The sequence below is a fragment of the Phenylobacterium sp. genome (assembly GCF_030697305.1).
Taxonomy (GTDB): domain Bacteria; phylum Pseudomonadota; class Alphaproteobacteria; order Caulobacterales; family Caulobacteraceae; genus Phenylobacterium.
The window spans coordinates 12,899-38,103 of sequence record NZ_JAUYQL010000113.1 but is presented as its reverse complement, the minus strand read 5'-3'; the positions used below and the strand labels follow the sequence as shown (position 1 = coordinate 38,103).

Annotated in this window: 27 protein-coding genes, 1 other RNA gene and 1 pseudogene; 14 read left to right on the top strand and 15 right to left on the bottom strand. The window is 68.8% G+C overall.

The window, feature by feature from the left end; translation table 11 throughout:
- Window positions 1–27 precede the first annotated feature (27 nt).
- Window positions 28–1,011, top strand: coding sequence for an NADPH:quinone oxidoreductase family protein (locus tag Q8R27_RS11940; protein ID WP_305699229.1), 984 nt, complete (start codon window positions 28–30; stop codon window positions 1,009–1,011).
- 7 nt (window positions 1,012–1,018) lie between these two features.
- On the opposite strand, the gene Q8R27_RS11935 is transcribed toward Q8R27_RS11940, so the two are convergent.
- Window positions 1,019–2,269, bottom strand: a complete 1,251-nt coding sequence (locus Q8R27_RS11935) for a CAP domain-containing protein (RefSeq protein WP_305699228.1) — start codon at window positions 2,267–2,269, stop codon at window positions 1,019–1,021.
- 146 nt (window positions 2,270–2,415) lie between these two features.
- Between Q8R27_RS11935 and Q8R27_RS11930 the strand changes: the two genes are divergently transcribed.
- The 9 genes and pseudogenes from Q8R27_RS11930 to dapE all read left to right on the top strand — a co-directional run bounded on the left by Q8R27_RS11930 (window position 2,416) and on the right by dapE (window position 9,740).
- Window positions 2,416–3,003: a TIGR00730 family Rossman fold protein gene (locus Q8R27_RS11930; RefSeq protein WP_305699227.1), complete on the top strand. Its 588-nt coding sequence runs from the start codon at window positions 2,416–2,418 to the stop codon at window positions 3,001–3,003.
- 75 nt (window positions 3,004–3,078) lie between these two features.
- Entirely contained in the window at window positions 3,079–3,213 is a 135-nt protein-coding gene (rpmH, locus tag Q8R27_RS11925; protein WP_305594029.1) for a 50S ribosomal protein L34, read from the top strand.
- Window positions 3,214–3,248: 35 nt separating this feature from the next.
- Window positions 3,249–3,687, top strand: a pseudogene (locus Q8R27_RS11920) (ribonuclease P protein component); the annotation flags it as partial.
- Entirely contained in the window at window positions 3,664–5,466 is a 1,803-nt protein-coding gene (yidC, locus tag Q8R27_RS11915; protein ID WP_305699225.1) for a membrane protein insertase YidC, read from the top strand. The pseudogene Q8R27_RS11920 and the gene yidC, both read left to right, overlap by 24 nt.
- Window positions 5,467–5,535: 69 nt before the next feature.
- Window positions 5,536–6,102: a ribosome biogenesis GTP-binding protein YihA/YsxC gene (gene yihA, locus Q8R27_RS11910; RefSeq protein WP_305699250.1), complete on the top strand. Its 567-nt coding sequence runs from the start codon at window positions 5,536–5,538 to the stop codon at window positions 6,100–6,102.
- A 73-nt stretch (window positions 6,103–6,175) separates the two neighbouring features.
- Window positions 6,176–7,090, top strand: a complete 915-nt coding sequence (gene argB / locus Q8R27_RS11905; protein ID WP_305699224.1) for an acetylglutamate kinase — start codon at window positions 6,176–6,178, stop codon at window positions 7,088–7,090.
- Window positions 7,087–7,749, top strand: a complete 663-nt coding sequence (locus tag Q8R27_RS11900; protein ID WP_305699223.1) for a pyrimidine 5'-nucleotidase — start codon at window positions 7,087–7,089, stop codon at window positions 7,747–7,749. The genes argB and Q8R27_RS11900 overlap by 4 nt, the downstream gene beginning before the upstream one ends.
- Window positions 7,750–8,586: a 2,3,4,5-tetrahydropyridine-2,6-dicarboxylate N-succinyltransferase gene (gene dapD / locus Q8R27_RS11895; protein ID WP_305699222.1), complete on the top strand. Its 837-nt coding sequence runs from the start codon at window positions 7,750–7,752 to the stop codon at window positions 8,584–8,586.
- Window positions 8,571–9,740: a succinyl-diaminopimelate desuccinylase gene (gene dapE, locus Q8R27_RS11890; RefSeq protein ID WP_305699249.1), complete on the top strand. Its 1,170-nt coding sequence runs from the start codon at window positions 8,571–8,573 to the stop codon at window positions 9,738–9,740. Before dapD ends, dapE begins: the two co-directional genes overlap by 16 nt.
- Here the strand turns inward: dapE and truA are convergent.
- Window positions 9,716–10,471: a tRNA pseudouridine(38-40) synthase TruA gene (gene truA, locus Q8R27_RS11885; protein ID WP_305699221.1), complete on the bottom strand. Its 756-nt coding sequence runs from the start codon at window positions 10,469–10,471 to the stop codon at window positions 9,716–9,718. The two genes, dapE and truA, sit on opposite strands and share 25 nt — an antisense overlap.
- The gene (fmt, locus tag Q8R27_RS11880) at window positions 10,471–11,397 is read right to left on the bottom strand and encodes a methionyl-tRNA formyltransferase (protein ID WP_305699220.1); all 927 of its coding nucleotides are present in this window, start codon (window positions 11,395–11,397) and stop codon (window positions 10,471–10,473) included. The genes truA and fmt overlap by 1 nt, the downstream gene beginning before the upstream one ends.
- Window positions 11,398–11,487: 90 nt before the next feature.
- Between fmt and Q8R27_RS11875 the strand changes: the two genes are divergently transcribed.
- Window positions 11,488–11,850: a hypothetical protein gene (locus Q8R27_RS11875; protein ID WP_305699219.1), complete on the top strand. Its 363-nt coding sequence runs from the start codon at window positions 11,488–11,490 to the stop codon at window positions 11,848–11,850.
- A 20-nt stretch (window positions 11,851–11,870) separates the two neighbouring features.
- Here the strand turns inward: Q8R27_RS11875 and Q8R27_RS11870 are convergent, their stop codons facing one another.
- The 6 genes from Q8R27_RS11870 to ffs form a co-directional block, all read right to left on the bottom strand.
- Complete coding sequence (locus Q8R27_RS11870; RefSeq protein ID WP_305699218.1) at window positions 11,871–12,380, bottom strand: peptide deformylase; 510 nt, start codon at window positions 12,378–12,380, stop codon at window positions 11,871–11,873.
- A gap of 31 nt (window positions 12,381–12,411) precedes the next feature.
- The gene (gene rmuC, locus Q8R27_RS11865) at window positions 12,412–13,704 is read right to left on the bottom strand and encodes a DNA recombination protein RmuC (protein ID WP_305699217.1); all 1,293 of its coding nucleotides are present in this window, start codon (window positions 13,702–13,704) and stop codon (window positions 12,412–12,414) included.
- A gap of 47 nt (window positions 13,705–13,751) precedes the next feature.
- Window positions 13,752–14,354: a recombination mediator RecR gene (recR, locus tag Q8R27_RS11860; RefSeq protein ID WP_305594050.1), complete on the bottom strand. Its 603-nt coding sequence runs from the start codon at window positions 14,352–14,354 to the stop codon at window positions 13,752–13,754.
- A 1-nt stretch (window position 14,355) separates the two neighbouring features.
- Entirely contained in the window at window positions 14,356–14,679 is a 324-nt protein-coding gene (locus Q8R27_RS11855) for a YbaB/EbfC family nucleoid-associated protein (protein ID WP_305699216.1), read from the bottom strand.
- 6 nt (window positions 14,680–14,685) lie between these two features.
- Entirely contained in the window at window positions 14,686–16,461 is a 1,776-nt protein-coding gene (locus Q8R27_RS11850; RefSeq protein ID WP_305699215.1) for a DNA polymerase III subunit gamma/tau, read from the bottom strand.
- 19 nt (window positions 16,462–16,480) lie between these two features.
- Window positions 16,481–16,579: signal recognition particle sRNA small type (gene ffs / locus Q8R27_RS11845), an RNA gene on the bottom strand.
- Between the two features lie 59 nt (window positions 16,580–16,638).
- On the opposite strand from ffs, the gene nudC reads away from it, so the two are divergent.
- Window positions 16,639–17,577, top strand: a complete 939-nt coding sequence (gene nudC / locus Q8R27_RS11840) for an NAD(+) diphosphatase (RefSeq protein ID WP_305699214.1) — start codon at window positions 16,639–16,641, stop codon at window positions 17,575–17,577.
- A 1-nt stretch (window position 17,578) separates the two neighbouring features.
- Here nudC and Q8R27_RS11835 read toward each other — a convergent pair whose 3' ends face one another.
- Window positions 17,579–18,421 (bottom strand): prephenate dehydratase, encoded by an 843-nt coding sequence (locus Q8R27_RS11835; protein ID WP_305699213.1) that lies wholly within the window; start codon window positions 18,419–18,421, stop codon window positions 17,579–17,581.
- On the bottom strand, window positions 18,418–19,155 hold the full coding sequence (locus Q8R27_RS11830; RefSeq protein ID WP_305699212.1) for a 3-deoxy-manno-octulosonate cytidylyltransferase: 738 nt from the start codon (window positions 19,153–19,155) through the stop codon (window positions 18,418–18,420). The genes Q8R27_RS11835 and Q8R27_RS11830 overlap by 4 nt, the downstream gene beginning before the upstream one ends.
- A 161-nt stretch (window positions 19,156–19,316) precedes the next feature.
- Between Q8R27_RS11830 and Q8R27_RS11825 the strand changes: the two genes are divergently transcribed.
- Complete coding sequence (locus tag Q8R27_RS11825; protein ID WP_305699211.1) at window positions 19,317–20,045, top strand: cytochrome c family protein; 729 nt, start codon at window positions 19,317–19,319, stop codon at window positions 20,043–20,045.
- Between the two features lie 8 nt (window positions 20,046–20,053).
- Here Q8R27_RS11825 and Q8R27_RS11820 read toward each other — a convergent pair whose 3' ends face one another.
- Entirely contained in the window at window positions 20,054–20,887 is an 834-nt protein-coding gene (locus Q8R27_RS11820; RefSeq protein ID WP_305699210.1) for an NlpC/P60 family protein, read from the bottom strand.
- A complete protein-coding gene (locus tag Q8R27_RS11815) occupies window positions 20,884–22,266 on the bottom strand; it encodes a M17 family metallopeptidase (RefSeq protein ID WP_305699209.1) in 1,383 nt (460 codons plus the stop codon). Before Q8R27_RS11815 ends, Q8R27_RS11820 begins: the two co-directional genes overlap by 4 nt.
- A gap of 85 nt (window positions 22,267–22,351) precedes the next feature.
- Here Q8R27_RS11815 and Q8R27_RS11810 point away from each other — a divergent pair, with 85 nt between their 5' ends.
- Entirely contained in the window at window positions 22,352–23,167 is an 816-nt protein-coding gene (locus tag Q8R27_RS11810) for a tetratricopeptide repeat protein (protein ID WP_305699208.1), read from the top strand.
- Window positions 23,168–23,221: 54 nt separating this feature from the next.
- On the opposite strand, the gene Q8R27_RS11805 is transcribed toward Q8R27_RS11810, so the two are convergent.
- Both Q8R27_RS11805 and Q8R27_RS11800 read right to left on the bottom strand, forming a co-directional pair.
- Window positions 23,222–24,205, bottom strand: a complete 984-nt coding sequence (locus tag Q8R27_RS11805; RefSeq protein WP_305699207.1) for a type II secretion system F family protein — start codon at window positions 24,203–24,205, stop codon at window positions 23,222–23,224.
- A 12-nt stretch (window positions 24,206–24,217) separates the two neighbouring features.
- Window positions 24,218–25,198: a type II secretion system F family protein gene (locus Q8R27_RS11800; RefSeq protein ID WP_305699248.1), complete on the bottom strand. Its 981-nt coding sequence runs from the start codon at window positions 25,196–25,198 to the stop codon at window positions 24,218–24,220.
- Window positions 25,199–25,205: the final 7 nt, after the last annotated feature.

Genomic DNA, 25,205 nt, shown 5'->3' with positions numbered 1-25,205 from the left:
ACGCCGCAAAATGCAGACTGGATTTTGATGCGCGCCCTGGTGGTCGACGACCTGCTGAAGGACTTCGCCGGCTGCTCGCTGCAACAGGTGGAGACGCCAAAGCCAGGCCCTGGTGAGGTCCTGATGCGGGTCCGCGCCTCCGGCGTGAACTTCACCGACCTGCTGCAGACGCGCGGTGAATATCAGTTCAAGCCGCCGCTTCCGTTCATCAGCGGATCGGAGAACGCCGGCGAGGTCGAAGCGGTCGGCGAAGGCGTCACGGCGTTCACGCCGGGCGACGCCGTGGTCGGGCCGCCGCGGATCGGTGGATTCTCCGAGTTCGCGACAGCCGCAGTCGCTGACCTCCAGGCGAAACCCGAGGCGCTCAGCTTCGCCCAGGCCGCGGCGTTCGGGTCCGCCTACATCACCGCCTATGTCGCCCTGGTGCGACGCGCGCGTATCGAGCCGGGCGAATGGCTGCTGGTGCACGGGGCCGGGGGCGGAGTCGGCCTGGCGGCGGTGGACCTGGGCGTGAGGCTGGGCGCGAGGGTGATCGCGGCCTCTTCGTCCGACGCCAAGCTCGAGACCATTCGCAAGGAGTACGCGCCCGAGGCGACGCTGAACATCAGCGGCGGCTTCCGCGAACAGGTGAAGGCGTTGACCGGCGGGGCCGGCGCCGACGTGATCTACGACCCGGTGGGCGGCGACGTGTTCGACGAGAGCGTCCGCTGCATCGCCTTCGACGGGCGCCTGCTGGTGGTGGGCTTCACCTCCGGCCGCATCCCGACGGTGTCTGTGAACATGCCGCTGATCAAGGGGTTCTCGGTGGTCGGCGTGCGCGCCGGCGAATACGGACGCAAGTTCCCGGAACGGGGCCTGGAGAACCGTCGCGCCATCTGGTCGATGGCCGCGCAGGGCGAGCTGCGGCCGCGTGTCGATCGGGAATTCCCGCTGGACCAATGGCGCGAGGCCTTCGCGCACATGGACAAGCGGCAGGTGGTCGGCCGGACGATCATCCGGCCCGACCTGTGACCCGCGGTCAGATCACCGAGAAGTCGGCGTAAGAGAGCCTGAGCCCAGTGGGCAGAATCGCGATCTGCACCGCCGAGCCCGAACCTGTCCCGTCAGCGTCGTACAGCAGCGATCCCGTGCTCGAGTTGTAGATCACCCGGTCCGTGGCGTCGTGCGACGCAGAACCCTGGTAGAACGCAGAAGACGACAGACGCCCCGCCGAACCCAGCGCGGTGAAGATCGCGTTCTCAAGCTGGATCGTGTCGGCCGTGGTGAAATCGGTGATCTGGTCGACGCCGGTGGACGGCGCGAGGTCGAACACGAAGGTGTCGTTGCCCGCCCCGCCAGTCAGCACATCGGCCCCGACCCCGCCGTTGAGGGTGTCATTGCCCGCGCCGCCGTCCAGGCGGTCGGCCCCGCCGCCGCCCGAGAGGCGATCGCCGCCGTTCATGCCCTGCAGGGTGTCTGCGCCGTCGGTTCCAGCCAGGGTGTCCGCGCCGGCGGTGCCGATCACCGGCCCTGGCGTGCTGGGCGGCGGGGTGGGCGGGACGGGCGTCGTCCCGCCGCCTGCCACCGGGTCGATCAGGTCGACCTTCACGTTCAGCGAACCCACGGTGACCTGCTTGCTCACGGTGGCGAAGCCGCCGCCCGAGAAGGTCAGGGTGTAGGTTCCGGTGGAGAGGGTGAGGTCGTAACCCCCCGAGGCCACAGTGCTGGTGGTGAACGAAGCGCCCGTGCTGCTCACGGCCTTGACCGTCAGACCGCCGAGGCCTTCGCCTGGATCGTAGAACCTGTCGCCGTCCTGGTCGTCGAAGGCGACGCCGGTGATCGACAAGCCGGTCCCCGACTTGCCGAAGTCCTGGGTGACGAAGGCGCCCTGCCAGCCCTGGTATTCGCCGACCTCGAAGCCGATGCCGACTTCACGGTAGTTGGCGTTGAGGATGTTCGCCCGGTGACCCGCCGAGTTCATCAGGTTGGCGTGCAGCAGGTCCACCTCGTCCTGGTAGCCCGGCGCGCCGCGCAGGCTGGCCCAGGCGATGTTCTCGCCCGTCGCCCAAGAACCGGAGAGGGTGTAGCCGGCGCTCTGCATGCGCTGCGTCGCGCTCGAGCCGCCGTCTCCGGTGTGGGAGAAGGTGTCCGTCGCGATCATCCACTGACTATGGAGCTCGGCGGCCTTGTCGAGGTTCAGGTCGAAGGTCAGGGGTTGGGCGCCGACCTTGGCGCGTTCCGCGTTGACCAGTTCGAGCATGTATTGCTCGAGGGCGCTGGGCTCGTACATACAGGCGATCCACTTGATTTGTTGGACAGAATTTCCGAGAGGCCTCGCCCGTAGGGCGAAATTGGGGCGCACCCGATCGCCTGCGGCGAGATGGCGCGCCTTGACCATGGATCGACAATGACGCCGCCGCGGCCCACGCTCGGGGCGTGAATAGCGTCTGCGTCTACTGCGGCTCGGCCTTCGGCAGGGATCCCGCCTACCTGGCCGCGGCGACCGCAACAGGCGTTGCGATCGCCGGCGCCCGACTGACCCTGGTCTACGGCGGAGCCCGTGTCGGCCTGATGGGCGCGGTGGCCGACGCCGCTCTGGCGAGCGGGGGCCGCGTCGTCGGCGTGATGCCGCGCGACCTGGTCGAGCGCGAAATCGCCCACCCCGGCCTGAGCGAACTACATGTCGTCAATTCCATGCACGAGCGCAAATGGCGGATGGCGGAGCTCGCCGACGCCTTCCTCACCCTGCCCGGCGGCGCCGGCGCCCTGGAGGAGATGTTCGAGCAGTGGACCTGGGCGCAACTGGGCTTCCACGCCAAGCCCAGCGGCTTCCTCGACGTCGGCGGATATTTCCGGCCCTTGCGTGAAATGATCGCCCGGATGGTGGACGCCGACTTCCTCGCGCCCGCCTACGCGGACATGCTGATCTACGCTGCCGAGCCCGGCGAAGCGCTGGAGGCGTTCGCACGCTACACGCCGCCTGCTCCGAAGTGGGGCGGGCCGCCGGCGCGCGATAGCGACTGAGGCGAGCGGACGCGCGTTGACACGGCCGTTCCGTTCCCTTATCCACCGCCGCTCGTTCGAACCCGGAGCCTTACTGTGAAGCGGACTTTCCAGCCGTCGCGACTCGTGCGCAAGCGCCGTCACGGCTACCGCGCGCGCATGGCCACCAAGAACGGCCAAAAGGTGATCCAGCGTCGCCGCGCCAAGGGCCGCAAGCGGCTCTCGGCCTAGATCGCGCTGGCGGTGTCCGCATGACGGACGCCCCAATCCCCAACGCACCCTTCGCCATCGAGCGCCTCAGGAAGCGCCCGGAGTTCCTGGCCTGCGCCCAGGCGCCGTCATGCGCCCGAGGTGCGGTGGTCGTCCAGGCCCGCAACCGCGCGGATGGCGCGGCCCTGGTGCGCACCGGCTTCACGGCGACGCGGCGGATCGGCGGATCGGTGGTCCGCAACCGCGCCAAGCGCCGCCTGCGCGAAGCCGCCCGCCTGCTCACCCCGCAATTCGCGGCGCCCGGCTTCGACTATGTGTTCATCGCGCGTGGCGGCGTTACGACTCGGCCCTGGCCGCGTCTGCTTGACGACGTGAAAAGCGCGCTGATAAGGCTCGCGCCCGAAAGCGACCGACGGGTCAGCGACACCGCGCCGGCCCCCTCCTCCTCGGCCTGAAGGCGCACCCCCCGACATGCGAGACGACTCCACACGCAACACGATCATCTTCGTGGTCTGCTCCCTCGCCCTCCTGCTGCTCTATCAGGTGTTCATCCTCGAACCCGCGGCGCAGCGCCGCCAGGCCGAAGCCGCCCGCAAGCCCGCCGCGGCTTCGAATACGACCGCGGGACCGGTCGCCGGAACGCTTCCCGGCGTCGCCGCACCCGCCCAGGTGCGGGTCGTCACGCGCCAGGAAGCCGCCGCGGCCAGCCCGCGCGTGACGATCGACACGCCGGCGCTGCAAGGCTCGATCTCTCTGAAGGGCGCGCGTTTCGACGACCTGTTCCTGAAGCAGTACCGCGAGACGGTCGACCCGAACTCCCCGCCGGTCGAACTGCTGCGCCCGGAAGGCGCGCGGCACGCCTGGTTCGCCGAGTTCGGCTGGACCGGCGCCAATGTGCCCGGCCTGCCGAACGCCAACACCCTCTGGACGGTGACGCAGGGCTCGACGCTGACGCCCACCGCGCCGCTGAGCCTGCAGTATGTGAGCCCGGCGGGTCTGACCTTCACCCGGCAGATCGCCATCGACGCCAGGTTCATGTTCACGGTGACCGACACCGTGGCCAACACCGGCGCGGCCCCGGTGTCGCTGGCGCCCTACGCGTCAGTGCAACGCCAGGGCGCGCCGGCGCACGTCGGCCACAGCCAGATCGTCCACGAGGGCGCGATCGGCTGGCTGGGCGATGAGCTGCGTCTGATCAAATACTCCAAGTGGGCCAAGGATGGCGGCATGGAGCTGCCGTCCCGCGGCGGTTGGACCGGGATCACCGACATGTACTGGCTGGCGGCGCTGATCCCCAGCCAGTCCGAGAACGTCCGCGGCGCCTTCCGCGTCACCAAGGCCGGCGAAACCAACATCTTCGAGGCCAACTACGTCGGCGCCCTGCGTCAGATCCCAGTCGGCAAGCAGGTCACCGAGACCACGCGCTTCTTCGCCGGAGCCAAGACCGTGCCGGTGCTCAAGGGCTATGAGAAGCAGTTCGACGTCCCCAACCTGAACTGGGCGGTGGACTGGGGGCGCTTGCGCCTGCTGACCCAGCCGATCTTCAGCTTCCTGGAATTCATCTATCGCCACGTCGGTAATTTCGGCCTCGCCATCCTGGGGCTGACCGTCGTCGTGCGGCTGCTGTTCTTCCCGCTGGCGAACAAGCAGTACGAGTCGATGACCAAGATGAAGAAGCTGCAACCGCAGATGGAGGAGCTGCGCGCCCGCTTCAAGGAGGATCCCGCCAAGCAGCAGCAGGAGATCATGGCGCTCTATCAGCGCGAGAAGGTGAACCCGATCGCGGGCTGCCTGCCGCTGCTGTTGCAGATCCCAGTGTTCTTCGCGCTCTACAAGGTGTTGAGCGTCACCATCGAGATGCGCCACGCGCCCTTCATGGGCTGGATCAAGGATCTGTCGGCGCGCGATCCCACGACCATCTGGAACCTGTTCGGCCTGATCCCCTGGAACCCGGCCAGCACACCGTTGATCGGTCAGATCCTGGACACGACCCTCCACCTCGGCGTGCTGCCGCTGGCCTACGGCTTCACCATGTGGCTCACCACAGCGATGAGCCCGCCGGTGGGCGACCCGATGCAGCAGCGGATCTTCAAGCTGATGCCCTTGCTGTTCATGTTCATAATGGCGCCGTTTGCAGTCGGCCTGCTGATCTACTGGACCTGGAGCAACGTGCTCACCATCCTCCAGCAGTACGTGATCATGCGCCGGCTCAAGGTGGACAACCCCGTGGACCAGTTCATCGCGCGGTTCACCGGCAAGTCCAGGGCGGCCTGAGTGGACGCCTTCGACGACGAGGCCCTGGAGCGGGCTCGCGTACAGTTCGCGGGACCTTGCGAATTCCTCATGGGGGCGGTGACCATCGACGGCCTGCCGCCACCGGACCTGCCGGAAGTGGCCTTCGCCGGCCGTTCTAACGTCGGGAAGTCGTCGCTGATCAACGGGCTGACCAACCGCAAAGGCCTGGCGCGCGCCTCGAACGCGCCGGGACGGACGCGGGAAGTGAACTTCTTCGTCCTGGATGAGCGCCTGAGGCTGGTCGACCTGCCGGGTTACGGCTTTGCGCGCGCCTCGCGCGGCGAGGTGAAGAAGTTCCAGAACCTCGGCCGCGACTACCTGCGCGGGCGGGTGAACCTGAAGCGCGCCTATCTGCTGATCGACGCTCGCCACGGGCTCAAGGAGGTCGACGGCGAGGCGCTGAGCGCCTTCGACACCGCCGCGGTGTCCTATCAGATCGTGTTGACCAAGGCCGACAAGCTGAAGGCCTCCGAGGTCGAGGCGGTGACGCAGCGCACGCTGGCCGCCATCGCCAAGCGTCCGGCCGCCTTCCCGCGGGTCATCGCCACATCGGCGGAGAAGGGCCTGGGGATGGCCGAGCTGCGGGCCGAGATCCTCGCCGCCTGCGAGGCCTGAACCCGCCGGCGAAGGTGACAGGCGCGCCTGGGTCCGCTATCGGAGCCCACCGATCCGCCGGAGCCGCCAAGCCGTGACCGACGACACCCAAGAAGAGGGCTGGGCGACCGCGAAGACCCTCGCCGAGGCGCTGCCCTACATTCAGATCTACGACCGCGAGACTGTGGTCATCAAATATGGCGGCCATGCCATGGGCGACGACGCCGTGGCCAAGCTGTTCGCCGCCGACACCGTGCTGCTGAAGATGCTCGGCGTGCACCCCGTCGTGGTGCACGGCGGCGGGCCGCAAATCTCGGCCATGCTCAACAAGGCCGGCGTGAAATCGACTTTCGTCGACGGCCTGCGGGTGACCGACGCCGCGACCATGGAAGTCGCCGAGATGGTCTTGTCGGGCGCGATCAACAAGGAAATCGCCAACTGGATCACGCTCGCCGGCGCCGAGGCCGACGTGCGCGGCGTCGGCCTGTCGGGCAAGGACGCGCGCCTGATCACCGTCCAGAAGGCGGTGCGCACGCGCAAGGACCCGGAAACCGGCGTCGTCCAGGACGTCGACCTGGGCTTCGTCGGCGAACCCAGCCGCATCGACCAGAAGCTGATCGAGGCGCTGATCTACGCCGAGGAAGACTATATCCCCGTGATCGCGCCGATCGGCGTGTCTGAGGACGGCGAAACCTACAACGTCAACGCCGACACCGTGGCCGGCGCCCTGGCCGGCGCGCTGCGGGCCAAGCGGATGATCCTGCTCACCGACGTTCAGGGCGTGCTCGACAAGGATGGTCAGCTTGTCCGTCAGATGAGCGTCCAGGAGGCGCGCGACGCGATCGCCTCGGGCGTCGCCACCGGCGGCATGATCCCCAAGCTCGAGACCGCCATCGCCGCGGCGGAGGCTGGTGTCGAGGCCGTAGTGATCATGGATGGCCGGCGCCCGCACGCCCTGCTCGTGGAGCTGTTCACCGAGCACGGCGCAGGCACTCTGATCTGCGCATGAGCGCCGACTTGACCCATGTGGACACTTGGCTGTTCGACCTCGACAACACGCTCTATCCGGTCGAGTCCGGCTTCATGAAACAGGCCGAGGCGCGGATGACCCAATTCGTCGCCAAGACCACGGGCCTGCCGATGGACGAAGCCTACGAGCTGCAGAAGACTTATTTCCGGGACTACGGCCTGACCCTGCATGGGCTGATGGAGCACCACGGCGTCGATCCAGACGAGTATCATGCGATCTTCCATGACATCTCGCTGGACGCCCTGGCGCACGACACCGACCTGCTGGCGGCGTTGCAGCGCCTGCCTGGCCGGCGGCTGATCTTCACCAACGCCGACGACCGCCACGCCGAACGGGTGCTGGAGCGCCTGGGCCTGAGCGCCCTTTTCGACGACGTCTTTCACATCGGTTCGTTCGGCTTCCTGCCCAAGCCCGATCCGGCGGCGTTCGACCGCATGGTCGAGGCGCACGGCATGGCTCCCGCCGCCACCGCCTTCTTCGAGGATTCCGAGCGCAACCTGGAGCCGGCCGCGGGGCTGGGCATGACCACCGTGCTGGTCGGGGCGCACGCGCAGGACTCCCACGCGTCATTCGTCCATCATCGTACAGACAAGCTCGCGCCGTTCCTGGCGACCGCGCGATTGAAGGAGGCCGCCTGAATGTCCGTCGCGCTCACTCAAGACCTGAAGTCCGAGATCGAGGCCGCGTGGGAAGCCCGCGACGGCGTCTCCGCTTCGACCAAAGGCGCGGTGCGCGCCGCGGTGGATGAGACCCTGACCCAGCTCGACGCCGGCAAGCTGCGCGTGGCCGAGAAACTCGATGGCGAGTGGGTGGTCCACCAGTGGGTGAAGCAGGCGATCCTGCTGTCCTTCCGCCTGAACGCCAACGCCCTGGTCCAGGCGCCGTCGCCCGGTCCCTACTGGGACAAGGTGCCGACCAAGTTCGAAGGCTGGGGCGCGGCCGAGTTCGAGGCCGCCGGCTTCCGTGCGGTCCCCGGCTGCGTCGTTCGGCGCGGCGCGTTCATCGATCGCAACGTGGTGCTGATGCCCTCGTTCGTAAACATCGGCGCCCACGTCGGCGAAGGCACGATGGTCGACACCTGGGCCACGGTGGGGTCCTGCGCGCAGATCGGCAAGAACGTGCACCTGTCGGGCGGCGCGGGCATCGGCGGCGTGCTGGAACCGCTGCAGGCCAACCCCACGATCATCGAGGACAACTGCTTCATCGGCGCGCGCTCCGAGGTCGCCGAGGGCGTCATCGTGCGTGAAGGCTCGGTGCTGTCGATGGGCGTGTACCTGACTTCGACCACGCCGATCGTCGACCGGCGCACGGGCGTCGTCACCCTGGGCGAGGTGCCGCCGTATTCCGTGGTGGTTTCGGGCTCGCGCCCGTCTCCGCACGAGGGCATGCCGTCCACCTACTGCGCGGTGATCATGAAGACGGTGGACGAGCGCACGCGCTCCAAGACCAGCGTCAACGAATTGCTGCGCGAATAGGCGGACCCGTGATCGACGCCGTCGAGCTCTCCCGCGACCTGATCCGCCGGGCGTCGGTCACCCCGGCGGACGCCGGCGCCATGCAGGTGCTGCAGAACGCGCTCGAGGGCTTGGGCTTCGCCTGCCGGCGGATGCGCTTCGGCGACATCGAGAACCTCTACGCCCGCTACGGGAATGCGCGGCCGAACCTATGCTTCGCCGGTCATACGGACGTGGTCCCTGCCGGCGACGCCGCGGCTTGGACCCAGGAGCCATTCGACGCGACCATCGTCGACGACATACTGATCGGCCGCGGCGCTGTGGACATGAAGAGCGCCATCGCCGCCTTCGCCGCCGCCGCCCAGAGCGCCATCGCCGGCGGACGCGTCGCCGGCTCGCTGTCGTTCCTGATCACCGGCGACGAGGAAGGCCCGGCCATCCATGGCACCAAGATGGTGGTCGAGGCGCTGGCCACCGAGGGCGAGGCCATCGACCATTGCGTGGTCGGCGAGCCGACGTCGTCAGTGACCTTCGGCGACATGATCAAGATCGGCCGTCGCGGCAGCGTCAATGTCGGCATCGAGGTCGCGGGGACCCAGGGCCACGTGGCCTATCCCGACCGCGCGGCCAACCCGCTGCCTGTTCTGGTCGACCTGTTGTCGCGACTGCAGGCGCGGCGGCTGGACGACGGGTTCCTGGGCTTTCAGCCCTCGAACCTGGAGATCACCACCATCGACGTGGGCAATCCCACGACCAACCTGATCCCCTCCACCGGCCGCGCGCGGATCAACATCCGCTTCAACCCAAACCACACAGGCGCCGACTTGGTCCGCTGGATCGAAGGGGAGGCCGCGAAGGCCGCCGAGAGCTTCAACGGTAAGATACGCCTAACGCCGCAGATCAGCGGCGAAGCCTTCCTCACCGAGCCTGGTCCGTTCACCGATGTGGTCGCCGAGGCGGTCCGCGACGCGGTGGGCCAGGCGCCGGAGCTGTCGACGAGCGGCGGCACGTCGGACGCACGCTTCATCCGCGCGCTCTGCCCGGTGGTGGAGCTGGGCCTGGTCGGAACCACCATGCACTCCGTCGACGAGCGCGCGCCGGTGGCCGAGATCCGCCAACTCCAGACGGTCTACGAACGCCTGATCGAACGCTATTTCGCAGCGTTCGCCGGGTAGATCACCTCGGTGAGATAGAGGCCGTCAGGCGGAGCCACGGGGCCGCAGGCGCTGCGTTGACGAGCCTCCAGCGCCCCCTTGAAATCATCAGCGCTCCAGCGGCCGGTCCCGACCTCGACCAGCGATCCGGTCATTGAACGCACCTGGCGATGCAGGAACGAGCGCGCTGCGAACCGCAGAAGCACAGCCTCACCGTCACGCTCCACGCTGACCTGGTCCAGCGTCTTCACCGGTGACTTGGCCTGACAGCGCACGTCGCGGAAGGTGGTGAAGTCGTGCTGGCCGAGCAGGACCTGGGCCGCGGCATGCATCGCCCGGGCGTCCAGCGGCTTCTTCACCCACCACGCGCGGCCCTGGTCGAGGGCGGCGGGGCTCCGACGGTTGAGGATGCGGAACAGGTAGCGTCGCCCCGTGGCGGAGAACCTTGCATGCCAGTCCCCAGACGCCTCCTCGGCGCCCAGGACCGCGATCGGCTCGCGCGCCAGGTGGGCGTTCATGGCGTCGCGCACCACCGCCGGCGACCAGGACTTCTCGAGATCCACGTGGACCACCTGGCCCAGGGCGTGGACGCCGGTGTCGGTGCGTCCGGCGCCATGGATGCGCACGCTCTCGCCGCTGAAGGCCTGGACCGCCCGTTCCAGCGACGCCTGCACGGATGGCAGCCCCGCCTGGGCCTGGAAACCGCAGTAGGGCCGGCCGTCGTATTCCACCAGCAGGCGGTAGCGGGGCATCAGGAGAGCCTGGCGCCGGCGCTCAACGGGAAGCCGCGCAGGAAGTCGCCGGCGTCTTGGGCCGCGCGGCCCTCGCGCTGGACGCGCAACAGCCGCACCGCGCCTTCGCCGCACGCCACCAGCAGGGCGTCATCCAACAGCTCGCCAGGGGCGCCCGCGCCGTCGTCGACGCGCGACAGCAGCGCCTTGATGCGGATCGGCCCCTTGTCGCCGACGGCCGTGAACCAGGCGCCGGGAAACGGCGAGAGCCCGCGGATCTTCAGGTCGACTTCGGCGGCCGGCCGGCGCCAGTCCAGCCGCGCTTCCTTGGGGCGGATCTTCTTGGCGTAGGTGACGCCGTCCTGCGCCTGCGGAATCTCGATCGCCTCGCCACGCTCGATCGCCGGCAGGGTCGCGACCAGCAGGTCGGCGCCGGCCCGCGCCAGGCGGTCATGCAGCGTCCCGGCGGTGTCGAGCGGACCGATGCGAACCGTAGCGGTGGCCAGCACCGCGCCTTCGTCCAGGCCCTCGGTCATGCGCATCACCTGAACGCCGGTGACCGGATCTCCGGCCATCAGCGCCCGCTGGATCGGCGCCGCGCCTCGCCAACGGGGCAGCAGCGAGCCGTGCAGGTTGAACGCTCCCAGCCTTGGCGCGGACAACACTTCGGCGGGCAGGATTTGGCCGTAGGCGACCACCACGGCCACGTCGAGGTCCAGTGCTGCGAAGGCTGCGATCGCGTCGGGATCGCGCATGGAAGCCGGCGTGCGCACCGACAGGCCCCGGCTTTCGGCATAGGCCTGGACAGGCGAGGGCCGCAGCGCCTGGCCACGCCCGCGCGGCGCCGGCGGCTGCGAATAGACCGCGACCACGTCGTGCCCCGCCTCGACGATCGCCGCCAGCGAGGCGGCGGCGAAGTCGGGTGTTCCAAGGAAGGCTAAGCGCATGGACGGCCTTTACCGGTCGGCGACCTATGGGAAAAGCCCGCCGGCGCGCGCTAAACTAGCGCTGCCATGACCAAGGGGATGGAAATCAAGATGCGCAGACTGCTGATCACCACGCTCGCCGCCGCCGGCTTGATCCTCGCCGGCTGTTCCCAGGCCGAGCGGGCCGACACCGCCCAGGACATCAAAGACGCCGGTGCCAAGGCCGCCGCCGAGGCGAAAGCCGCGGCCAACAGTCCTGAGATCAAGGAAGCGGGCGCCGACCTGAAGGACGCCGCATCCGACGCCGGCGCCGCAGCCAAGGACGCCGCCGCCGATGCCGGCGCGGTCGCCAAGGACGCCGCGGGCGAAGCGAAGGAAGCCCTGTCGAAAGCCGGCGCGGAGCTGAAGACCGGCGCCAAGAACGTCAGCGAAACGGTGAAGGGCGACGATCACGCCGATCACTCAGCGCACTGAGACGCCCGTGAAGGCCGTCGTCAGGCGGCCTTCACCTGCTTCTTGACCTTCTTCACCGCCTGCTCGCGCTTCAGGCGTGACAGGTGGTCGATGAACAGCACGCCTTCCAGGTGATCCATCTCGTGCTGGATGCAGACAGCGAACAGGCCCTCGGCCTCTTCCTCGACCGCCTTGCCCTGATAGTCGAGATAGCTCAGCCGCACCTTCGCCGGCCGTTCGACCTCGTCGAAAATCTCCGGCACCGACAGGCACCCCTCTTCGTAGGGAAGCGTGTCCTCGGACGCCCAGACGATCTGAGGATTGACGAAGAAGCGCGGCGCCTTGTCTTCCTCGCCGTGGGACAGGTCCATGACGATGACGCGCTTGGGTACGCCGATCTGAACCGCGGCCAGGCCGATGCCCGGCGCCGCGTACATGGTCTCCAGCATGTCGTCCATCAGCGCGCGCAGATCGTCGTCGACGACATCCACCGGGGTGGACTTCTGCTTCAGCACCGGGTCGGGGACGACGAGGATCTCACGAATGGCCATTTGGCGGAGGTAGGTCGCAGAGCGCGCAGCGTCAAGACGCGGGCGGCGCTGCGCGTCCCTCGTCGCCGGCGACGATGCGGATCTGGGGCGGCTCGTTCGGCGACAGCTTGGCCAGCGGACGCACCCCGGTTTCGACCGGCGACAGCTCGACGATCTCGCGCCCCTCATGATCGACCTTGAGCTCCTCGAAGCGCCGCGCCTGGGTCAGCACCTGGGTCTCCAGGGAACCGACCATCTGATTGTAGCGCGACACCGCGGCCTCCAGCGCCTTGCCGACCGAGGCGGCGTGGGCGCCCATCAAAGAGATGCGCTTGTAGAGCTCTCGCCCGAGATCGGCGATCCGCCGGGCGTTGAACGCCTGTTCCTCCACCCGCCAGCCGTAGTGGACCGCCTTGCACAGCGCGAACAGGGTGGTGGGCGTGACAATCACCACGCGCCGGTCCATCGCCTCGCTCATCAGCTCCGGCGCGCGCTCCAGCGCCGCCGACAGGATGCTGTCGCCCGGTACGAACATCGCCACGAAGTCCGGCGAGGCGTCGAACTGGTCCCAGTAGGCCTTGGCCGACAGCCCCTGCATGTGCGCGCGCACGCTCTGCGCATGGCGTGTGAAGCAGGCGTCGCGCGCCGCGTCGTCGGCGGCGTCCTGCGCGTCGAGGAAGGCGTTCAGCGAACACTTGGCGTCGATCACGAACACGCCCCCGCCCGGCATGCGCACGGTCACATCGGGCCTGCGGCGACCCTCGTCGGTGTCGGTGGAGACCTGTTCTTCGAAGTCATAGCGATTGTGCAGGCCGGCGGCCTCCAGCACGTTGCGCAGGGTCTGTTCGCCCCAGCGCCCCTGCACGCCGGCTCCGCGGCGCAGCACCGCCGACAGCTTGCGCGCCTCGTCCTGGGTCGCCGTCGACGCTGCGAGAAGCTGGGCGATCTGCGCCTTCAGTCCACCGGATTCCTCGGCGCGGACCTTCTCGACCGCGGTCACCTGCTCCTGGAATTTCAGCAGGGTGTCGGCGACCGGCTTGAGCTGCGCCTCCAACCTCGCCTGGACGAGCTGCTCACGGTTGCGGAAGCTCTCGTCGGCGCGCTTGACCATCTCCTCGGCCACCGCATTCGCCGACTGGGTCGCCTGCGCGCGCAGGAATTCACCCTGCGACGCGGCTTGCTCCTCCAGCATTCGCACCCGTGCCTGCGCGTCGGCGCTGGCCTGCTGCAGATCCCACACCCGCGCTTCGGCGCGACCTGCGCGCGAGCGTTCCATCAGCGCCCAGGCCAGGGCGGCCAGAGCCATGAGCGCGGCGACGGCCGCGATGAGCAAATACGCGTTCATGCTCCGTTCTTAGACAGAGTCGCGCACATCGACCAGAGCCTTCCGAATCAGGCCGGGCGGCGCGCCCGCATGGCCTGGGCGATCGTGCCGTCATCCAGCCAGTCGAGCTCGCCGCCGACCGGCACGCCCCTGGCCAGGAGGGTCACGGGGACGTTCAGGGCGCCCAGCCGTTCGGTCAGGTAGTGGGCGGTGGTCTGGCCGTCGACCGTTGCCGGCAGCGCCAAGATCACCTCGCGCACCTGAGCGGCGCTGGCCCGCTGGAGCAAGGCGCTCACCCGAAGCGCGTCCGGGCCGACACCGTCCAGCGCCGACAACAGCCCGCCCAGCACATGATAGCGGCCACGGAAGGCGCCCGCCCGCTCCATGGCCCAGAGCGCGCCGACCTCCTCGACCACGCACAGCATGGCGTCATCGCGGACGGTGTCGGCGCAGATCGCGCAGGGGTCCTGGGTGTCCAGCGCGCCGCAGACGCTGCAGGTCCGCACCCGCGCCGCGGCGTCGGACATCGCCGCGGCCAGCGGGACCAGCAACTGGTCGCGCCGCTTGAGCAGCGCCAGCGCCGAGCGGCGGGCCGAGCGGGGCCCTAGCCCGGGCAGTTTCGCCAGCAGGCTGATCAGGCGCTCGATCTCGGGGCCGGCGGAACCCGCCAAGTCAGAACTTCAGGCCCGGCAGGCCCATGCCGGCGAGCGGGCCGGCGGCCTCGCGCATCAGGTCGGCCTGGGCCGCGTCCAGCTTGCGCTTGGCGTCGGCGTGGGCGGCGATCATCAGGTCGGCCACAACCTCGCCCTCGCCGGGGGCCAGCAGGCTCTCGTCGATCTCCACGGCGGCGAGCTCGCCCGTGCCCTTCAGCGTCACCTTGACCATGCCGCCGCCGGATGTGCCGTCAACGCTGAGATCGGCGATGCGCTGCTGGGCGTCCGCCAGCTTCTGCTGCATGGCCTGGGCCTGCTTCATCAAGGAGCCAAGGTCCTTCATCGCGCGTCAGTCCTCATCGTTGTCGTCCTCGTCCGCCGCCGCCACAGCCGGTTCCGGCGTCGGCAGCGTGCGGACCTCAAGCAGTTCTGTCCCGGGAAAGGCCTCGAACACCGACTGGACGAAGGCGTCGGCGCGCACCTCGTCCAGGGTGTCGCGCTGTTCGCGCTTCTGGCGCTCCCACTGGCTTTCGGCGCCGCCGCCGCCCTGGGCGGCGATCAGCCAGGGCTGGCCGGTCCATTCCTTGAGCCGGTTGACCAGCCGCTGAGCGAGGTTGGACGGCGCCCCCGGCGCCGGCTCGAACTCGATCGCGCCGGGACGGAAGCTGATCGGGCGCACGAAGCGCTCAACATCCAGGCGCAGGGCGATGTCGCGACGCTTTTCGATCAGCGCGATGACGTCGTCGAAGGATTGCAGGACCGGCGCCGCCTCCGCCTCGGCCGTCGCCGGACTGGGCTGGGCGCGCGCCACGGCGGACGCGCCGCCTCCCCCACTGGTTCCGCCGGAGCTCAGGCCGCCGCCGCGGGTGGTCGGCGCGTCGCCCGACTGCAGGCGCTTCAGCGCTTCTTCCGGGCCCGGCAGGTCGGCCGCGTAGGCCAAGCGAATCAGCGCCATGTCGACCGCCGCGGCGGCGTCCGGTGCGCGACGCACCTCGTCGTGGCCCTTCAGCAGCATCTGCCAGAGCCGCGCCAGCACGCCGGGCGACACCGCCGCGCCAATCGCCGCCAGCCGCGCGGCCTGATCCTTCGGCAAGGTCAGGGCATGAGCGCCGACCGCCCGCGTCAGTGAGGCGCCGTGGCAATGCTCCAGGAGATCGATCATCACCTGTCCGGGATCCGCGCCGAACCCATAGAGCGTGCGGAAAGCCTCGATCGCCGGCCCGGCTTCGCCCCGCACGATGTGCTCCAGCAGGCCGATGGTCTGGGCGCGGTCGGCGAGGCCCAGCATGTCGCGGATGACCGCCGCGCCCACCGTCAGGCCGGCTTCGGCCTGGACGATCGCCTGATCGAGCATCGACTGGGCGTCGCGCACCGAACCTTCGGCGGCGCGCGCGATCAGCATCAGGCCCTCGGCCTCGACCCGCGCACCTTCGGCCTCGGAGATGGTCTCGAGATTCTTGGCGATGACCTCGGGTTCGACGCGGCGCAGGTCGAAGCGCTGGCAGCGCGACAGGATCGTCACCGGCACCTTGCGGATCTCGGTGGTGGCGAAGATGAACTTGGCGTGGGGCGGCGGCTCCTCCAGCGTCTTCAACAGGGCGTTGAACGCCGCCGTCGAGAGCATGTGGACCTCGTCGATCACATAGACCTTGTAGCGCGCTGAGACAGGAGCGTAGCGCACCCCGTCCAGCAGCTCGCGCATCTCGTCGACCTTGGTGCGGCTGGCGGCGTCCAGTTCGAGCACGTCCATATGACGCCCCTCGATGATCGCCCGGCAGTGGATGCCTTCCTGGATCAGGTCGAGCGTCGGCTGGTGGACCGTGTCGCTCTCGTAGTTGAGGGCGCGGGCCAGCAGGCGGGCGGTGGTCGTCTTGCCGACCCCGCGGACGCCGGTGAGCATGAAGGCGTGCGCGATCCGCCCCGAGGAGAAGGCGTTGGTCAGGGTGCGGAGCATCGCCTCCTGGCCGATCAGGTCCTCGAACGTGCGGGGGCGATACTTCCGGGCCAGCACCGTGTAGGCGGCGGCGTCCTGCGCCACGGGCGGCGGCGCAGGCGCGAACATATCGGCCGTGTCGGCGTCCCGTTCCGGCGAGGCTGGATCGAGCGTGAAGTCTTCGTCGGCCATGAGGACTATGTTGGAAGGCGGGTGGAGACCGGACGACGACCCGGAGCGAAACTCGTTGCGGCTGCTTCCTTCCGGACCTGACCGGGTTGGCGAGGCGTCCGCCCGTCGCCGATCTCCACCCCTAATATCGCGTCGCACGGGCTCGCGCGCAAGCGTGCGGCGGATTAGAACTCCGCGATGACCCTGCAAAGCTTCCGCAACACCTTCGCCGGCAACCCGCTCGACCGAGTCAGCGAACGCCGTTCCGACCCCGAGTGGGTCGCGGGTCGCCTCGCCGACGCCGATTCCCTCGCCGTGGCGATCTGGAACGGGAAGCCGCTGGTCGAATCAGACGGATCTGGCGGTGTCCGCATCGCCTACTTCCCCGCCGAGCTGGCCAAGGAGCTCTCCGGCGGCGAGGAGCGGCTGCTGTTCCTTGGCATGTGGCGCGAGCAGGCAGTGTTCGCCCTGGATATCGAAGGCTCTGCAGACCCCGCCGAGGGGCCGCTGCGTGGCGTCGGGGCGTTCGAGGACCTTCGGGCCATCTCGCTGCGGCTGGTCCCGGCGGACGCCGCGATCCTCGCCACCGCAAAACAGATGTTCGAGTGGCGTCGTCGTCATCGCTTCTGCGCCTCGTGCGGCCAGCCCAGCGACGCGGTAGACGGCGGCTGGAAGCGCCGCTGCCGGGCCTGCGGCGTCGAGCATTTCCCGCGCACCGACCCAGTGGTGATCATGCTCCCGTACTTCGGGGACCGCTGCATGGTCGGACGCGGGGCGTCGTGGCCGGAAGGCCGCTATTCGGCGTTGGCGGGGTTCCTGGAGCCCGGTGAGACCATTGAGGAGGCCTGCGCCCGCGAGCTGTACGAGGAGGCCGGCCTGCGCACCGTGCGGGTGCACTACCACTCGACCCAGCCCTGGCCCTATCCATCATCGTTGATGATCGGCCTGCTCGCCGAAGTCGCCGACGACCAGGCGGCTCCGGACCAGACGGAGCTGTCGGAGGTGCGCTGGTTCACCCGCGAAGAGGCGCGAGCCCTGCTCGACGGTGAGATCGCGGACGCGACTGCGCCCGGCCAGATGGCCATCGCCCACCAGCTCCTGCGGGCGTGGGTGGACGGCGGAAACCCCGGCGACTGAACTAGCCCCTGCTTCGGAACGGGTCCGCCGGATAGACGCCGAGGATCTCGAATTTCTCGGAGAAGAAGGTGAGCTCCTCGAAGGCGCGCGCCAGCGCCAGGTCCTCGGGGCGGCCGTCGACCTCGACGTAGAAGAAGGTCGCCGAGAACACCCCGCCCTCGGTGTAGCTCTCCAGCTTGATCATGTTCACGCCATTGGTCGCGAAGCCGCCCAGCGCCTTGTACAGCGCGGCGGGGATGTTGCGGACGCGGAACACGAAGCTGGTGATGCAGGGCGCGGTGAACGGCGGCGATTCAGGCTGGTCCTCGGCGCTCATCACCAGGAAGCGCGTGGTGTTGTTGTGCTCGTCTTCGACGTCGCGCAACAGGATATCCAGGCCGTAGATCTGCGCCGCCAGGGCGGGCGCCAGGGCCGCACGGGTAGGGTCGGGCTTGTCCGCCAGTTGCCTGGCCGCGCCCGCGGTGTCGCCCGCCGCTTCGGTCGCCACCTTCAGGCGGCGCAGCAGCTTGCGGCACTGACCGAGCGCGATGGTCATGCTGGAGACGGTCTTCACGTCCTCGAGCTTGACGCCCGGATTGGCCATCAGTTGGAAGTGGATTGGCTTGAAGCGCTCGCCGATGATCTTCAGCCCGAACGACGGCAGCAGGTGGTGGACCTGATCCACTCGGCCCGCGATCGAGTTTTCCACGGGGATCATGCCGAGCTGGCAATCGCCGCTCTTCACCGCCTCGAACGCTTCTTCGAAGCTGGCGTGCGGCACCGGCTGCATCGCCGGAAAGGCGTTGGTGCAGGCTTCGTGGCTGTTGGCCCCAAGTTCCCCCTGGAAGGCGATGCGTCCGGTCATGCCAGTTCCCTTGCGTGGCGCCGCGCCCGTTCCAGGTCGGCCGGGTTGTCGACGGAGATCGGCGCCTCGTCGAGCACCGCGGCCCAGATCGACAGGCCCATCTCCAGCGCCCTCAGCTGTTCGAGACGTTCCAGCCGCTCCAGCGGCGATGGGGCAGCGGCGGTGAACCGGGTCAGCGCCTCGCGCCGATAGCCGTAGACGCCGTGGTGAAGCCACACCGGCGCGTCGCCGTAGAGCACCGATCGGGTGAAATAGAGCGCCCTGCCGCTGCGCCCGTCCGGCTGCATCGTCAGGACCGCCTTGGGGACATCCGGATTACTGCGATCGGCGACAGCGCCCTCCGCAACGACGATGGTCGAGATGTCGCAGGTCGGCTGCTCGTCCAGCAGGCGCGCGCATCGCGCGACCGCCTCCGGATCGATGAACGGGATGTCGCCCTGCAGATTGATCACCACGTCATGGGCGCCGTCCGGGTCGAGCTCAGCCAGCGCCGCCAGGATCCGGTCGCTGCCGGACGGCAGATCGGGGTCGGTAAGGATTGCGCGCCCGCCGGCCGCCTCTACGGCCTGGACGATCTCCGGATCGCCGGCGGCGACCGCCGCCGGGCCGACGCCAGCGGCCAGCGCTTGGCGCAGGACTCGCACGATCATCGGCACGCCCTCGATGTCCGCCAACGGTTTGCCCGGCAGGCGGGTCGCGGCCATCCGGGCGGGGATCAAGATGATCGGTTTCATGACGGTTCGCTGGCTGCGTCTGGACTAGGCCGGGGAGCGGCCAACTGGCCGGTTGCGCGAGCGCCGGTAGCGTGTAAGAGAGCCGGGCGCAACAAGGGGCGGGGATTCCCGCACGTCTGCCGGCCACGCGACCGGCCGTGAAGAGGGCCGAATTTAAGTCTATGAGCGACCTTACGTTCAACAAGGTCGCCGGCGCGCTGCTGGCGACGGGCCTGGCCATAGTCGGTCTTCGCGAGCTGTCCGCGGGCGTCTTCGCGCCGCATCCCGTCGAAAAAGCGGGCTACGCCATCGAGATCGTCGAGGAAGACGCCGGCGGCGGTGCGACCGCCGAAGCGCCAATCGACTGGGGTACGGTTCTGCCTACCGCGGACGTCAAGGCGGGCGAGGCGGTGTTCGCCAAGTGCAAATCCTGCCATTCCGCCGAGCAGGGCGGTCCGAACGGCACCGGGCCGGACCTCTGGGGCCTGATCGGACGCAAGCCCGCGACGCACGGCGGGTTCGCCTATTCCCAAGCGTTGCAGGACTTCGGCGCCAAACAGCCCGTCTGGGACTACGAACACGTGAGCGAGTTCATTAAGGCGCCGCAGAAGTACATCAACGGCACGAAGATGACGTTCGTCGGCCTGAAGAAGCCGGAAGACCGCGTCAATGTGATCGCCTATCTCCACGCCAAGGGCGGAACCCTACCCTTCCCGGCGCCCAACCCGGCCGCCGCTGCGGCGCCTGCAGCGCCCGCTGGCGCTGAAGCGCCGGCCGCCGGCGCGGCCGCCGCTGGTGAGCCGACCGCCACCGGTTCGACGGCGACGCCCGCCGCTGGCGCGGGCGGCCCGGCCGGTCAGGGCCCCGGCGCGCCTGCGCAGGTTCCTGCGAAGACCGCCGCGCCGAACTGAGTCGACGCTTAGAGTCGGCGGTACGCCGTCGGCTCGCCTGCGCCCGCCGCGCTGATCCGCGCCGCAGCCTCGGCCAAGGGCTCGATGGCCACGCCCATGTGATGGGCGTTGGCGTGGATGATCCGCGCCGCGTCCATCAGCATCGCCACATGGCCGCGCCAGAACACCAGATCACCACGGCTTAAGCTGTCTGCAGAGATCGCTTCGCCCGCCTGGGCTTGCAGGTCGGTGTCGCGATCCAGGCTGCGTCCGCAGGCGAAGTGCGCGTGCTGAATCAGGGCCGAGCAGTCCAGGCCGCTGGCCTCGCGCCCGCCCCACACATATGCCGCGCCCAAGAGCTGCTCGGCCACGGCGACCGGATCGGCGGCGAAGCGTCCGACGGGAACTAGGTGCCGTAATGGGACCCATCCCGCGCCCTCGGCGAAGGCGTAGGTCCCCTCCTCCGCGGTCACCGTCAGCAGCGAATTGAGGGTGATCGGGCCGCTTGGACGTGCGCGGATGGTCGGCTCACGGAAGGCGTAGGTGTTGCGCACCGACACCCGATGCGTGGGTGGGTCGCCGCGCAGCGCCAGGGCGGCGGCTTCCACAAAGCCCACATAGCCGTCGCGGCGCGACTGGCCAAAGCACCAGCCGTCAATTTCGTCGAGGACATCGAAGTCTTCGCCGAGCAGCAGTTGGTCGACCTGTTCGGCCAGGTCCGAGGCGGTTTTGCGAATGCCGGCGGCCGGCGCGACGCATCGCATTGCGCGCTCGTCCCCATAGGTCCGCGCCTTGATCAGGCCCTCGGCGGAACGGCCCGCCCGGCCATTGCGCTGCAAGATGAAGCGCGCGTCGACGGTCACGAGAACCGGTCCCGCACGAGGCGGTAGAGGGCGCGGATAGCCTGCGCCTCGCCGCCGGCCGGGCGGCCGGGCCTCCCGCGACCGTTCCAGGCGAAGATGTCGAAGTGCGCCCATGGTCCGGCAGGCGCGAAGCGTTGCAGGAATAGCGCTGCCGTCACCGATCCGGCCTGGGCCCAGGCGTCGGGATCGTTCTTGATGTCGGCGATGTCGGAATCCAAAGCGTCGGCATAGGGCTTCCATAGCGGCATCCGCCACAAGGGGTCGCCCGTCTGATCCGAAGCTGTCTGGATCTGTTGAGCCAGCACGTCATCGTCGGTGTAGTAGGGCGGAATCTCCGGCCCCAGCGCAGCGCGCGCCGCGCCGGTCAGGGTCGCCAGGTCAAGGGTCAGAGCCGGCGACAACTCGCCCGCGCGCGTCAGGGCGTCGGCCAGAATCAAACGCCCTTCGGCGTCTGTATTCCCCACCTCGATGGTCAGGCCCTTGCGCGAATTCAGCACGTCGCCCGGCCGCATGGCGTCGCCGGAGATCGCGTTCTCCACCACCGGCGCCAGGATCGCGACCCGCACCGGCAGACCCGCCGCCATAATCATCCGCCCGAGCGCCAGAGCATGCGCCGCCCCGCCCATGTCCTTTTTCATCAGCCGCATGCCAGCCGAAGGCTTGATGTCCAGGCCGCCGGTGTCGAACACCACGCCCTTGCCGACGATCGCCACCAGCGGCTTGTCAGCCTCGCCCCATTGCAGCTCGATCATCCTTGGCGCACGGGCCTCCACGGCCGCCCGACCCACGGCATGGATGGCTGGATAGTTGGCCTCCAGCAGCCCCTCGCCGGTGATCACGGTGATCTGCGCGCCGTGGTGGTGGGCGATTTCGCGGGCGATGGTCTCGATCTGCAGCGGCCCCATGTCATTGGCCGGGGTGTTGATCATGTCGCGGGCTAGAGCGCAGGCGTGAGCCTGCTGGCGCACCTCGGCGACGTCCGCGCCCTCAACGAACAACCGCGCGTGGTCGCCCACGCCGCCCTGCTTGTATCGCCCATAGCGATAGGCCCCGAGGGCGAAGGCCAGGGCCGCCTGATCGGCGCTCATGCCGGCCGGTGTCGCGGCCAGCCGGTAGTCGCCCGCCGGAAGCCTGGCGGCCAAGGCGCGTAACGCCATCGGGTCGGCCGATCCGCCAAGACCGAACAGGACCCGGTCTATGGCGCCCTCGGTGTTCGGGGCGATCAGGATCTGGCCGGCCTTGGCCTTGAAGTCGCTGGTCTGCGCATAGGCGGCGAGGAACGCCTGACGGCCTTCGAGAAAGCCGCCCAGTTCGCTTTCCTGCAATGCATGGACGACGACGGCGCCCGTGGCGGGGGTTTCGACGATGGACTCGTTCATGCGGCGGACCCGAAGATTATGCTTAACGCTTCCTTCAAGCGGCGGCCCGATGCTCCTCGCGGAACATCAGGAGCCACCCTTTCCCATGTGTCGCATGTCGATCCTTGCCGCAACCGCGCTGATGTTGACGCAGGCGCCGCTGGCGCTCGCCAAGGAACGCGTCCAACCGCTGCCCGCGACCACCGAGACCCCTGCGCCGGCGCGGCAGAAGGCCACGGCGGAGGAACGGGCCATGGCCCAGCGCGGAGATCCGCTGGCGCGCGCCACCTTCTGGACCCGTGAAGTCGAACGCGATGGCCGTGACGCGGGTGCAGGCGTCAACCTCGCGCGGGCCATGCGTTCGCTCGGCAAGTACGACGAGGCGGTCGAGGCGGCCCAACGGGTGCTGCTCATCGAGCCGGACAATCGCGAGGCCCTCCTCGAGGTCACCCGCGCCCATATCAGCCGAGGCCAGGGCTTCTACGCCGTTGCGCCCGCCCAGAAGGCCGCTGCGCTCGCGCCCAGGGACTGGCGACCGGTGTCGCTGCTGGCCGTCGCCCTGGAGCAGGCCAGCCGCGACGACGAGGCTCTCGTCGCGCATCAGAAGGCGATGGCGCTCGCGCCGGACGAACCGACGGTGCTGGCCAACTATGCCATGTACCAAGCCGGGCACGGTCAGATGGCGGACGCTGAACGCATGCTGCGCCTGGCCGCGTCGAAGCCCACCGCCAACGCCTACATCCGCCAGAATCTGGCGCTCGTGCTGGGGATGCAAGGGCGGCTCGCAGAGGCCGAGAAGCTGGCGCGCCAGGATCTTCCGCCCGAGATGGTGGCGAACAACCTGGCCTATCTGCGCGCGGTCAGCGGCGCCGGCGGCGTTCCCGCGCAACGCTCCTGGGACGCCCTGCGCGCCCAACCCTAAGCGTGGTCCTGAGGGTTCGGCGGAACGACGCAGCGCGCCGTCCCCACGCCACGCCTAGATCGGTTTGGCCGCCACCATGTCGCTGACCTTGATGATCGCCGGGCCGAGAATCACCACGAACAGCACTGGCAGGAAGAACAGGATCATCGGCACGGTGAGCTTGGCGGGGAGCTGCGAGGCCTTCTTTTCTGCGCCCGCGATACGCATGTCGCGGTTTTCCTTGGCCATGACGCGCAGGGCCGTGCCCAGCGGCGTGCCGTAGCGCTCAGCCTGGATCATCGCGGTGGTCACCGAGCGGATGCCCGGGTGGTTGGTGCGACGCGCGAGGCCTTCGTAAGCCTGGCGGCGCTCCGGCAGGTACGACAGTTCGGCGGTGAGCAGGGTCAGTTCTTCGGCCAGCTCGATGGAGCTGCCGCCGATCTCCTGGCTCACCTTCTGGATGGCCATTTCGATGGACATGCCGCTTTCCACGCAGATCAGCAGCAGGTCGAGGGCGTCGGGGAAGGCGCCGACGATCGACTCCCGCCGCTTCTGGGAGATATTGCTGATGTAGACGTTGGGCGCGTAGTAGCCGAGCGTCAGACCACCGACCGAGGCCGCGATCTTGGTCAACATCGGCATGCCGAAGTCGTTGATCACGAACAGATAGAACGCCGTCGCCGCGCCGAACACGAACGGCAGCACGAAGCGGAAGAAGTAGAACATGGTCACCGGGCGCGGCCCGCGGTAGCCGGCCTGGGCCAGCTTCTCGACGACCTGCGGATCCTCCAGCAGCCGCGATAACTGCAGCCGTTCGACGACGGTCTTGTGCAGACCCTCGTCGGTCTGGCGCAGCGAGTTCGAACTCTTGTTGGCCAGCGCCTCACGCGACTTGCGCCGCAACTCCTCGCGCCGCGTCGAAACCGACTTGAGCCGGGTCTCCAGGGTGGAGCGGATCAGCAGCGGCTGAGCGATGGTCACGATGGTGGCGAACACCACCACCGCGCTCAAGGCGGAGACGATGTTCTGCGGATCGGTGAGAACCTTGACGATGTCCATCGGCGATCCGTTCTAGAGGCGGAAGTTGATCATCTTGCGCATCACGAAGATGCCGATGCTCATCCACGTGATGCCGGCGAGCAGCATCAGTTGGCCGCGACGGTCAGTGAACAGCACCATCATGTACTCGGGGCTCATCGCGGTGATGAGCGCGACTACGCCGGGCGGTAGGGAGCCGATGATCCAGGCCGAGGCCACCGCCTCGCCGGACATCGCCTTGATCTTCTCGCGCATCAACTTGCGCGCCCGGATCACGCCGGAGAGGTTGCCGAGGGCTTCGGCCAAGTTGCCGCCGGTCTTCTGCTGGATGGTCAGCACGATCGAGAAGAACCGCACTTCGGGCGTCGGCATGCGCTCATGCATGCGCTCCAGCGCCTGCTCGACCGAAAGCCCCATGCCGAGGTTCTCCACCAGCCGGCGGAATTCTCCGGCCAGCGGCTCGGCGGTCTCCGCGCCGATGACCCGCAGCGAGTCGTGCACGGGCAAGCCCGATCGGATGCCGCGCACGACGATGTCCATGGCGTCCGGAAATGCGGCCGTGAACGCCTTCGTGCGGCGACGGCCCAGGAAGCCTACGACCCAGCGGGGCAGGCCGAACGCCGCAGCGCCGCCCAGCGCCAGCGCGATGATCGGCGACTGTCCCAGCGCAATGACCCCGATCGCTACGACGAAGCCGAGGACGCCGCTGGCGATCCAGAAGCCTTTGACCTCGCCGCTGAGCCCAGCCTGCTGAAGCCGCGAGCTGAGCGTCAGCCGCAGTTTCTTCGCCTGCCGATCCTGGTCCTTGAGGGTCTTGAGGATCTGGCGGCGGCGCTGGTCTGGCCCCGCCTGGGCGCGACGGCCACGGCCGCCCTCGGCGGCTTCGCCGCGCCCGACGATGGTCTGCGCGCGCTTCAACGTCCGGGTCTGCGCGGAGTCCCCGCCGACCAGGACGAATCCGAAGCCGGCGACCGTGACGAAGCACAGGACGGCGGCGAGCAGGGTGAGGACCATCGGGCTC